We start from the raw sequence: 10,724 nt of genomic DNA, 5'->3' as shown, positions 1-10,724 counted from the left end.
CACTGAGGTTATGCTCACCTAAGCTGCTGGCCGGGCTCTCCGTGGTCCGCCAACAGGGCTCCAGAGCACGGCAGATGACCCGGAAGACGACATGGAGACCGGCACGTGGCTTCAGGCAGAAGGCTTCGCACCACAGTGCTGGTGACCCTGGTCGTCACCCTCCTCGTCCTGCTCTCCCTGCTGTCCGTCGCGCTGGGCGCGCTGAGCGTCCCGCTCGACCAGGTCGTGCGCTCGGTCCTCGGCCATCCGCCCAGCCGCCTCGTCGACAACATCGTCTGGTCGGTGCGCGTGCCCCGCACCCTGCTCGGCCTGACGACGGGCGCCGCGCTCGGCCTGTCCGGCGCGCTGATGCAGGCCCTGACCCGCAATCCGCTCGCCGACCCGGGCATCCTCGGGGTGAGCGCCGGGGCGTCCTTCGCGATCGTCCTGGCGGTCGGGGTGCTCGGCGCCACCTCGCTCTACGGCTATGTGTGGTTCGCGTTCGGCGGGGCGCTGGTCGCGAGTGTCGTGGTCTTCTTCCTGGGGCGGCTGGGCCGGTCCGGGGCCACGCCGGTCAAACTGGCGCTCGCCGGGGTCGCCGTCACCTCGCTGCTCCAGTCGTTCACCAGCGCCATCGTGCTCACCGACCAGGACGCGCTGGACCGCTACCGCTTCTGGTCGGCCGGCACCCTCGCCGACCAGGACTCCGGCGATCTGGTGCGCATCCTGCCCTTCCTCGCCGTCGGCGCCGTACTGGCCCTGTCCTGCGCGCCGGCCCTCAACAGCATGGCCCTCGGCGACGACGTGGCCGCGTCCCTGGGGCGGCGACTGGGTCTGGTACGGCTCCAGGGAGTCACCGCGGTCGTGCTGCTGACCGGCGCGTCCGTCGCCGTCATCGGTCCAGTGGTCTTCCTCGGTCTGGTCGTCCCGCACATCGCCCGGGTCCTCGCGCAGTACGCCGGGATCGGCCCCGACCACCGGTGGCTGCTGCCGCTGTCCGCCGCGCTCGCGCCGGTGCTGCTGCTGTCCGCCGACATCCTGGGCCGGATGGTTGACCGCCCGACCGAGATCCAGGCCGGTGTCCTCGTCGCCTTCCTCGGCGGCCCGTTCTTCATCGTCCTGGTCCGCCGCCGGAAGCTCGCGGAGGTATGAGCGTGCCCTCACCCACAGTCGCTCCCGCACGTGCCGCTCTCGGCGACCGGCCGTTCCGCCTCGCCGTCCCCCCGGTCTCCGGCGTATTGCGTCCGCGCCTGCTGCTCACCGGAGTTGGCGTCACCGTCGGCGCCTTCCTGCTGTTCTGCCGGGGTCTGACCATCGGCGACTATCCCGTGGCGTTCACCGACGTCATCCGGGCGCTGTGGGGTTCGGGCGACGCGGGCACGGTCATCGTCGTGCGGGACCTGCGGCTGCCGCGCGCGCTGGTCGGGCTGCTGGTCGGGGTCGCGTTCGGGGTCTCCGGGGCGGTGTTCCAGACGATGACCCGCAATCCGCTGGCGAGCCCCGACATGATCGGGCTCACCGAAGGTGCCGGAACGGCCGTGGTGGCGGCTGTCGTTCTGGGCTGGACCGGCGGACTCGGGCTGTCCACGCTGGGGTTGCTCGGCGCGCTGGTGACCGCGCTGCTCGTGTACGCGCTGGCGTGGAAGGGCGGCGCCACCGGGTACCGCATCATCCTCGTCGGCATCGGGGTGTCCTGGATCTGCTCCAGTGCCACCAACTTCCTTGTGGCACGCGGCAATCGCTTCGAGGCGGAGGCGGCCCTCGGCTGGCTGGTCGGCAACCTCAACGGCCGGACCTGGGGCCAGGTGGACTCGCTGGCCATCGCCCTCGCCGTGCTCCTGCCGATCACGCTGGGCATGGGCCGCTGGATGCGCACGCTGATGCTCGGCGACGACGTGGCCGCCGGGCTCGGCACCCCCGTCCAACTTGTCCGGCTGGCACTGCTGTTGGCGGGGGTGGGCCTGGTCGCGTTCGGTACGGCGGCGGCCGGTCCGGTGGCGTTCGTCGCGCTGGCCTGTCCGCAGATCGCCCAGCGGCTGGCGGGCACCTCGTCGCCGCCTCCGCTCGTCTCCGGTCTCACCGGCGCGTTCGTCGTCCTCGGCTCCGATCTCCTGGCCCGTGAGGCGATCCCCGGGACGGAACTGCCGGTCGGTATCGTCACCGGCGCCCTGGGTGCGCCGGTCCTGCTATGGCTGCTCATCCGCGTCAACCGCGCGGGCTCTGGAGGCTGATCGCATGTCGACCACTGACCCGCGCGCCCCGCGGACGCCTGAATCGCCCGCCGCCGGGCCGGAGTTGCGCGCACGTGATCTTCATCTCGCCTATGACGGACGGCCCGTGGTCGAGAACCTCGACCTGACCGTGCCGACCGGCCGGATCACGGCCATCGTCGGGGCCAACGCCTGTGGGAAATCGACCCTGTTGCGGGCGCTCGCCCGGCTACTGGCCCCGCGCCAGGGCGTGGTGGAGCTGGACGGCGTCGCGCTCCGATCCGTGCCGACCCGTGAACTCGCCCGCAAACTGGGGATCTTGCCGCAGACGCCGGTTGCGCCGGAGGGGCTGACCGTCCTCGACCTGGTGGGCCGGGGCCGCTCCCCCCACCAGACCTGGTGGCGGCAGTGGTCCGCGGCCGACGAGGAGGCCGTGCACGCGGCCCTTGAGGCGACCGGCCTCACCGATCTCGCCGAGCGCCCGGTCGACGAACTCTCCGGCGGCCAGCGCCAGCGCGCCTGGATCGCCATGGCGGTCGCCCAGGGCACCCCCGTACTGCTCCTCGACGAGCCGACGACCTATCTCGACCTCGCCCACCAGATCGACGTACTCGACCTGATCACGGACCTCAACCGGCGCGAGGGCCGCACGGTGGTCATGGTGCTGCACGACCTCAACCAGGCCTGCCGGTACGCCGATCACGTCATCGCCATGAAGGCCGGCCGCATCGTCGCCGAGGGCGCGCCCGCCGACGTGGTGACCGAGGCGACCGTCGAGGACGTCTTCGACCTGCGCTGCCGGATCACCCCCGACCCGGTCAGCGGCACACCGTTGGTGATCCCGCTGGGGCGGCACCACCACGACGGCGACAAGCGGCCCGAGAAGTCCGGGAACACCGTCACCGCCCACTGAAAGACCCCCACCGTCGAACGGCGGGGGCCACGGCGTTCCTCAGGGCCGGGACGTCAAGTACCCGCCCATCGTGCGGAAATACTCACCGGCCGCGTACTCGGTACCGTCGTCCGTGCGCACCCGGCGCACCAACAGCCCCCGGCCGCGCCCGGTATGGGCCTCGGGGCCGGCCACGACGACCACGCCGTCGCCCTCGCGGATGAAGATCCGGCCCGGGGTGCCGCCGTAGCGCCCCTCGGAGACGGCCGCGGAAACGATCCTGAGCCGCTCACCGCGGTGGAAGGCGTACGCGTTCGGGTACGGATCCGACTGCGCGCGCACGAGCCGCTCCAGGCGTTCCGCGGGCCAACTCCAGTCGATACGGCTGTCCTCGGCCGACCGCTTGTGGAAGAAACTGGCGCGGGCGCGATCCTGCGGGACCCACTGCCCGACATCGCGACCCGTGGCGATCAGGTCGAGCGACTCGCGCACGATCGGCGCGATGAGGTCGACGGTCCGGTGGAACAGGTCGGTCGCCGTGTCGGTGGGCCCGACCGGCACCGAGCGCTGGATCAGGACGTCGCCGGCGTCGAGTTCGCCGTTCATCCGGTGTGCGGTGACACCGACGCGCGGCTCGTCGTTCAGGAGCGCCCAGATGATCGGGGAGAACCCGGCGTACGACGGCAGCAGCGAGTCGTGCACATTGAGCGTGCCGTGCGGCGGGAGGTCGAACAGCTCCGGCGGCAGCCAGGTCCGCCAGTTGTTGGCGACGATGATGTCCGGGCGTGCTTCCCGTACGGCGTCGATGAGTTCGGCGTCGTCGGGGCGGTTGCGCAGCAGGACGGGGACGTCGTTCTTCTCGGCGAGTTCGGCGACGTTGTCGTCCCAGATCTTCTCGTAGGCGTGCTCGCTCTTCGGATGGGTGACGACGAGAACCACCTCGTGGTCGGAGTCCAGCAACGCCTGAAGCGTGCGGTGACCCCAGGTCTGGTAGCCGAGCATGACGACCCGCATGACGGTCCTTCCCTTCAACGACTCATTGCAAGGTAAGCCTTACCTTATCTAGCATTGGGCTGCCTGAGGGAGGCGATGCCACGGTGAAGTCACCGCTCATGGATTCCGAAGTCGTCCACGACATACTCGGAATCGGTTTCGGTCCGTCAAATCTCGCACTGTCCATAGCGGTTGAGGAGCACAACAGGGGCCTTCCGGCAGAACGTCGTCTGGACGCCCTGTTCCTGGAGCGCCAGCCGCGCTTCGGCTGGCACCGGGGCATGCTGATCGACGACGCCACGATGCAGGTGTCGTTCCTGAAAGACCTGGTCACGCTGCGGAATCCGACCAGCGACTACAGCTTCCTCTGCTTCCTGCGCGAGCAGGGCAGACTGATCGACTTCCTGAACCAGAAGACCCTGTTCCCGCTGCGTGTGGAGTTCCACGAGTACTTCGAGTGGGCCGCCGAGCGGGTCTCCCACCTGGTCTCCTACGGCAGTGAGGTCATCGCCGTCGACCCGGTGCGCGACGACGACGGCCAGATCGCCTTCTTCGACGTCACCAGCCGGGGCCCCGCGGGTTCCGGCGAGCTGGTGACCCGGCGGGCCCGCAACATCAGCGTGGCGATGGGCCTGGAGCCGCATGTGCCGCCCGGGCTGGAACTGGCCGAACGGGTCTGGCACAACAGCGAGTTGATACCCCGCGCGGCCGGGCTGGCGGACACGGGCACGCCCGTACGGCGGGCCGTCGTGCTCGGCGCCGGCCAGAGCGCGGCGGAAGCGGTGGACTATCTGCACCGCACCTTCCCGGACGCCGAGGTGTGCTCGGTGTTCGCCAAGTACGGCTACACCCCTGCCGACGACAGCCCGTTCGCGAACCGTATCTTCGACCCGGAGGCGGTGGACCTCTACTTCTCGGCCCCCTCCGAGGTGAAGCAGTCCCTCCTCGACTACCACCGGTCCACCAACTACTCCGTGGTCGACATGGAGTTGATCGAGGCGCTGTACGCCACGGCGTACCGCGAGAAGGTGGCCGGACGGGAGCGGCTGCGCTTCCTGAACGTCTCACGGGTCCGTGCCGTCGACCCGGGCGCGGGTGGCGGTCTCGACGTAGCCGTGGAGTTCCTGCCCACCGGCGAGAAGCAGGTGCTGTCCGCCGACGTGCTCGTCCTCGCCACCGGTTACCGGCCCAGGGACCTGAGTTCGCTCCTCGGCGAGGCGGCCAAACTCTGCCTCAGGGACGACGGCGACGAGATCCGCGTGGGCCGCGACCACCGCGTCGAAACGGCCCCGGAGGTCACCGCCGGCCTCTACCTCCAGGGCGGCACGGAACACACCCACGGCCTGACCAGCACCCTGCTGTCGACGGTGGCGGTCCGCGCGGAGGAGATCCACCACTCGGTACAGGCGGGGAGGGTCACCACGGGCTGACATCGTCGGCGCGCATGTCTCCCCGGGCCCGGAGGGTACGGTCCCTTTCGGGCTCGGGGTGTGTTTGTGGGTCGGGGGTACGGGCGGGGCTCGTGCCAAATGGGGGTTGGCGGGGGCCTGTTGGGGGTTGGCGGGGGCGCTTCCGGGTTGATGAGAGCCGGGCGCCGGATGACGGGGGGCCATTCCCGGCGGCCGGTGGTGGGAGAGGGCCGGCGGTCTGCGATCAAGGGCCGGAGGCGTCCACCCCCGCCCAACCCACCAAACCTGTCACACCCTTCCAAACCCCCGTCAGATCAACGGCCTTGCGACACCCGCTCCCCAAACACATCCACCACCCCCCGCACCGTCCGTACCGCCCCGCACGTCGCCGCGATCCAGTCCAGGGCCATCCGGTGATCCTCAGGCGCCCGGTCGGCGACCGCGTCCGCGACGACGAAGGGCTCCATGTCCTGCATCCACGCGTCGGCCGCGGTCAGTAGGACCTGGGTGCGGGCGAAGACGCCGACGATCACCGGCTGGTCGCGCCCCAACTCCGCGAGGCGGCGCCGGAGTCGGGTTCCGGCGAAGGCGCTGAAGCGCTTCGCGACGAGGACGCTGTCGCCGACCTGGGGGCGGATCACGTCGAAGATGTCGCGGGAGTCCTCGCCGCCGGGCAGGCGCGGGTGCCCGAAACTGGTCCCGCGTCCGTCCGGTTCCGGCTCGGCGGTCTTGAGGGTGTACAGGACGGGGATGTCCGCCGCTCGCGCCGACTCCGCCAACCGGCCCACTCCCGCCAGGAGTTCACCGACCGGCGCGGAGGACTCCCGCAGTACGTGCAGGAAGTGGTTCTGCGCGTTCAGGACCACCAGCGCCGCGCGGCAGGGGTCGATGGACCAGCCCGTACGGTCCGGGGGCAGCGCGGCGGGGCCGGGCATGACGTACGGGATCATGTCGGACGGCGGCGGCATACGCATCGGCCTCTCACCGGTCATCGGACGTCGGGCGGCGGACGTCGTGGGGAACGCGGGGCACGGGTACCGGCTCAGTAAGGCCCATGCGTCCAGCGGCCGTTCGTCATCGTGGCGTGCACGGGCATCGTCCGCAGGGTGTGCGGGTCGGCGTCCAGGGGGTCGACGTCCACGATCACCAGGTCGGCCGGGTTCCCGACCCTGACCAGTCGGCGGCCGCGTGCCGCCGCGACCAACGAGTCCGGGACGGCGAGGCGTTGCTCCGGATGCCAGGCGGGGCGTTCGTCGTCGGTGCGGCTGACGGCGGCCGCGATGGCGAGCCAGGGGTCGAGCGGCGAGACGGGGGCGTCCGAACCGAACTCCAGGCGGGCTCCGGCGGCGAGGAGGTCGGCGTAGGCGAAGGCGCGGTCGGTACGTCCGGCCCAGTGCCGGTCCGCCACATCTCGGTCGTCCGTCGCGTGCCGGGGTTGTACCCCCGCCACCACCCCCAACTGGGCGAATCGCGGCAGGTCTTGGGGGCTCAGCAACTGCGCGTGCTCGATCCGGCCGCGGCAGCGCACCGCCTCGAAGGCGTCCAGAGCCACGGTGTTGGCGTGGTCGCCGATGGCGTGCACGGCGGGTTCGATGCCGTGCGCGGCGGCGTGCCGCATGAGCCGCACCAGCTCGGCGGGGGACGTCTGCTCGATGCCGTGGGCGCCGTCCGTGTGCTCAAGTCCCGGGTAGGGGTCGTGGCACAGGGCGGTCCGGGTGTTGAGGGATCCGTCCGTGAAGAGCTTCAACGGGCCCACCCGGACCAGGGCCCCGCGCGCGCCGACCTCGTCGCCGGTGCGCAGCCCGCGCTTGACCGCCGTATCCAGGTGGCTCGGATAGACCGCCGCCGACACCCGTACGGCGGGCCGGAATTGGGCCGAGCGGCGTTCCCAGTCGCCGACCGTGTCGCCGAACTGGAAGTCGATGACACCGGTGACCCCGCGCGCGGCGGCGGCCCGGCAGGCGTCCTCGATCCAGCCGTCGAGCACCTCGGTCGGGGTGGCGGGGAGGGCGGAGAGGACTTCGTGGGCCTCGTGCTCCCTGATCAGGCCGGTGGGGTGGTCGCCCCGGCCGACGAGCGCGAGGCAGGCGGAGTTGAACCACGCGGCATGCAGATCGGCGCTGACCAGGGCGACCGGCCGACCCGGCGACACCGCGTCCAGCAGTTCCTTGTGCGGGGCGTCGGACCACAGACCGTCGCGGAACCCGTAGCCGTAGAGCACCGTGCCGTCGTCGGGTGTGCCGGCGCGGTCCCGGACGAGGTCGGCCACCGCCCGTGCGGAGGTGGTTCCGGCCAGGTCCAGGCGGTGCCGCGCGCTCGCCCATTCCGCGAGGTGGACGTGGGCGTCCCACAGGCCGGGCAACAGCACCCGCCCGTCGAGATCGAGGACCCGCTCGTCGGTCCCCGCCTCCGCTTCCGGGACGACGTGGGTGATCACGCCGTCCGCCACCCGCAGCCGGACGAGCGGCCCACCGGCGCCGAGCCGCACCCGGGCGAGTGTCAGCGCGGGCGTCGGGGCGCTTGCGGTGTCTGCCATATGAGCCTCCATTGCCCCAGAGAGGGAGTGCCGGGGCAAGGGAATGCCGAGCGCACCCCATCACCGCCCCCAGATAAACTTAGGGTTACCTTACCTCGCCGACCGGCAAGGGCAGACGGGTAATGGGGAGGTCGGTGAGGGGCGCCCTGTCACCTCTTCACGTCGGCAGTCGTCCGCAGCCGCAGATCGCCCGAGGACGCCCCGACCCAGACCGACCGCCGCCCGGTCCCCAGCACCCACGCGTGCCGCCGTACATCCCACGACGACAGTGTGCGCGCGGCGACCCGCACGGTGACCCGCCGCCGCTCCCCGGCCCGCAGCACGAGGCGCCGATAGCCGCCCAACACCCGTACCGCTTGGTCGAGTTGCAGGTCCGGTGAGCGGCCGACGTACACCTGCGGCACGGCCACCCCCTCGCGTCGCCCGGTGTTGCGGACCGTGAAGGTCACGTCCAGGCCGTGCCCGTTCCATCGCGCGGACGCGTCCTCGTAGGAGAAGGAGGTGTACGACAGTCCGTGCCCGAAGGGGTGGAGCGGGCGCACGCCCTCCGCGTCGTACCAGCGGTAGCCGACGTGGATGCCCTCCGAGTACTCCTCGGTGCCGTTCACTCCGGGGTAGCGGAGCGGGTCCCCGGCGACGGGGTGGTGGTCGTCGTCGACCGGGAAGGACTGGGTGAGCCGGCCGCCGGGGTCGCAGTCGCCGAACAGCACGGCTGCCGTCGCGGCGGCGCCCTCCTGGCCCGGGTAGTACATCTGGAGCACGGCACCGCTGCGGGCCAGCCACGGCATCGCCGTCGAGGACGAGGTGTTGAGGACGACGGTGGTGCGCGGGTTCGCCGCCGTGACCGACTCGATCAACTCGGCCTGGTTTCCCGGGAGTCCGAGGGTGGTGCGGTCCAGGCCCTCGGTGGCGTCCTCGTAGGCGAACAGGACGACACTGCGGGCGGCGCGGGCCGCGGTGACCGCGTCGGCGACGTCCTGCGCGCGCGTCGCGCCGGTGATGCGCCGCAGCCGGAACAGCAGTCCGGCGTCACCGCCCGCCGCGCTGATCTTCAGCGTGTGGGCGCCCTTGGTGAGGGTGAGGGTCTTGCGGCGGACGGAGAGGCCGTCGGGGTCGACCGAGACGAGGCCGCCCGAGAAGTACTCGCCGTATCCGGCGGCGAGCGGGAAGAGTTCGGTGCCGTCGAGGAGGACCGTGGGGCGGGCGGTGGCGGCGGAGTCGAAGTGGAGCACGAAGGTCCACTCGTCGGTCTCGGCGACGGCGAGCGAGCCGTCGTACTCCCAGGTCTTCCCGGCCTCCACCCGTTGCCCTTCGCTGTCGAAGGCGGGGGTGAGCGCGGACGCGGGTATCGCCTTGCCGAAGAGGTCCTCGCCGAGGCTGTACGTCACGTGGGCACCGGAGCCGGCCCGCGCCCTGATCGCGTCGAGGGGGCTGTCCGCGTGGTCCGGCACGACATGGGCGCTGCCGCCGCCGCTGACGAAGGGCAGGGTGCCGGTGGGGCCGATCACCGCGACGGAGCCGCCGGTCAGCGGGAGGGTGCGGTGTTCGTTGCGGAGCAGGGTGGCGCCCGCCTTGGCGACCTCCAGGGCGACGGCGGCACCGGCCTTCGCGTCGCGGGCGGGCCGGGGCGGCGCGCTGCCGTCGAGGAGTCCGAACCGGTCCATGACACCGAGGATCCGGCGCACCGCGCGGTCGACGTACCGCTCGGGCACGCTGCCGTTCTGTACGGCCGTCTTGAGCGGCGTACCGAAGTACGTCCCGTCCGGCATCTCCATGTCGAGTCCGGCCGTGATCGCGGTGACCGTGCTGTGGGCGGCGAACCAGTCGGTCATCACCCAGCCCTCGAAGCCCCATTGGCCGCGCAGGATGTCGGTGAGGAGGGTCTTGTTCTCGCAGGCGAAGGTGCCGTTGACCTTGTTGTACGCGCCCATCACCGCGCCGGCGCCGGCGTCGATCGCCGCTTCGAAACCGCGCAACTCGATCTCGTGCATGGTCTGTTCGTCGACGCGCACGTCTATGGAGTCGCGGTCCTTCTCCTGGTTGTTCATCGCGAAGTGCTTGACGGTCGCGATGAGTCCCTCGCCCTGGATGCCCTCGATCTCGGCGGCGACCAGGTCGCCTGCGAGCAGCGGGTCCTCGCTGAGGGTCTCGAAGTTGCGGCCCGCGTACGGGGTGCGGATGAGGTTGACCATCGGGGACAGCAGGACGTCCTGGCCCAGCGCGCGTCCCTCGCGGCCGACGACCCGGCCGTAGCGTCGGGCGAGTTCGGGGTCGAAGGCGGAGGCGAGCAGGACGGGTGCCGGGAGGGCGGTGGCGTGTGCGGTGACGCGGACGCCTGCGGGTCCGTCGGTGAGCCGGAGCGGCGGGATCTTCAGGCGGGGTACGCCGGGGATGTATCCGGCCTGGCCGAGCGAGTCCGGGTCGGTGGCGCCGTGCAGGAGCGAGATCTTCTCGTCGAGGGTGAGCTTGTTCAGGAGTCCTTCGACGCGGGGGCCCGCCCCCGCCTCGGGTCTGGCCTGGGCGTAGGCGTGCGACGGGGCGGCGATTCCGGTGGTGGCCGCGGTGGCGACCGCGATGGCTCCGCCCAGCAGACGCAGGGCGGATCGCCGGGAGACGGTGTCGGTCATGAGCCGTCACTCCTTCGGTGCGCGGGCACGACGTTGTGGACCGCAGGTGCGCCTCGGTGCCCCGGTCCGTGTTCGATG

The 10,724-nt window shown here is 71.4% G+C and carries 8 protein-coding genes; 4 read left to right on the top strand and 4 right to left on the bottom strand.

The genetic code is table 11. The annotated features are described in order from the left end of the window. Positions 1–105 precede the first annotated feature (105 nt). The 3 genes from ABZT04_RS12410 to ABZT04_RS12400 are packed head-to-tail and all read left to right on the top strand — an operon-like array spanning position 106 to position 3,102. Positions 106–1,131 (top strand): iron ABC transporter permease, encoded by a 1,026-nt coding sequence (locus tag ABZT04_RS12410; protein ID WP_356055894.1) that lies wholly within the window; start codon positions 106–108, stop codon positions 1,129–1,131. Continuing rightward, on the top strand, positions 1,128–2,210 hold the full coding sequence (locus ABZT04_RS12405; protein ID WP_356055891.1) for an iron chelate uptake ABC transporter family permease subunit: 1,083 nt from the start codon (positions 1,128–1,130) through the stop codon (positions 2,208–2,210). The genes ABZT04_RS12410 and ABZT04_RS12405 overlap by 4 nt, the downstream gene beginning before the upstream one ends. Positions 2,211–2,214: 4 nt before the next feature. Then, complete coding sequence (locus tag ABZT04_RS12400) at positions 2,215–3,102, top strand: ABC transporter ATP-binding protein (RefSeq protein ID WP_356055889.1); 888 nt, start codon at positions 2,215–2,217, stop codon at positions 3,100–3,102. 39 nt (positions 3,103–3,141) lie between these two features. Here the strand turns inward: ABZT04_RS12400 and ABZT04_RS12395 are convergent, their stop codons facing one another. Then, complete coding sequence (locus ABZT04_RS12395) at positions 3,142–4,095, bottom strand: methionyl-tRNA formyltransferase (RefSeq protein WP_356055887.1); 954 nt, start codon at positions 4,093–4,095, stop codon at positions 3,142–3,144. 83 nt (positions 4,096–4,178) lie between these two features. On the opposite strand from ABZT04_RS12395, the gene ABZT04_RS12390 reads away from it, so the two are divergent. Next, positions 4,179–5,504, top strand: a complete 1,326-nt coding sequence (locus tag ABZT04_RS12390; protein WP_356055885.1) for a lysine N(6)-hydroxylase/L-ornithine N(5)-oxygenase family protein — start codon at positions 4,179–4,181, stop codon at positions 5,502–5,504. Between the two features lie 293 nt (positions 5,505–5,797). Here ABZT04_RS12390 and ABZT04_RS12385 read toward each other — a convergent pair whose 3' ends face one another. The 3 genes from ABZT04_RS12385 to ABZT04_RS12375 form a co-directional block, all read right to left on the bottom strand. Continuing rightward, the gene (locus ABZT04_RS12385; protein ID WP_356055883.1) at positions 5,798–6,457 is read right to left on the bottom strand and encodes an isochorismatase family protein; all 660 of its coding nucleotides are present in this window, start codon (positions 6,455–6,457) and stop codon (positions 5,798–5,800) included. Between the two features lie 68 nt (positions 6,458–6,525). Continuing rightward, a complete protein-coding gene (locus ABZT04_RS12380) occupies positions 6,526–8,019 on the bottom strand; it encodes an amidohydrolase (protein WP_356055881.1) in 1,494 nt (497 codons plus the stop codon). A 149-nt stretch (positions 8,020–8,168) separates the two neighbouring features. Further along, positions 8,169–10,646 carry a glycoside hydrolase family 3 N-terminal domain-containing protein gene (locus ABZT04_RS12375; RefSeq protein WP_356055879.1) on the bottom strand — a complete coding sequence of 826 codons (2,478 nt, stop codon included), beginning with the start codon at positions 10,644–10,646 and terminating at the stop codon, positions 8,169–8,171. Positions 10,647–10,724 lie beyond the last annotated feature (78 nt).

The sequence above is a fragment of the Streptomyces sp. NPDC005492 genome, assembly GCF_040605995.1.
In the GTDB taxonomy this organism is placed as follows: domain Bacteria; phylum Actinomycetota; class Actinomycetes; order Streptomycetales; family Streptomycetaceae; genus Streptomyces.
This window is presented reverse-complemented; position numbering and strand designations above follow the sequence as displayed.

Excerpts from the sequence above, each read along its gene's own strand:
- ABZT04_RS12380 (WP_356055881.1), bottom strand. The coding sequence starts at position 8,019 with ATGGCAGACACCGCAAGCGCCCCGACGCCCGCGCTGACACTCGCCCGG.
- ABZT04_RS12405 (WP_356055891.1), top strand. The coding sequence starts at position 1,128 with ATGAGCGTGCCCTCACCCACAGTCGCTCCCGCACGTGCCGCTCTCGGC.
- ABZT04_RS12375 (WP_356055879.1), bottom strand. The coding sequence starts at position 10,646 with ATGACCGACACCGTCTCCCGGCGATCCGCCCTGCGTCTGCTGGGCGGA.
- ABZT04_RS12400 (WP_356055889.1), top strand. The coding sequence starts at position 2,215 with ATGTCGACCACTGACCCGCGCGCCCCGCGGACGCCTGAATCGCCCGCC.
- ABZT04_RS12385 (WP_356055883.1), bottom strand. The coding sequence starts at position 6,457 with ATGCGTATGCCGCCGCCGTCCGACATGATCCCGTACGTCATGCCCGGC.
- ABZT04_RS12395 (WP_356055887.1), bottom strand. The coding sequence starts at position 4,095 with ATGCGGGTCGTCATGCTCGGCTACCAGACCTGGGGTCACCGCACGCTT.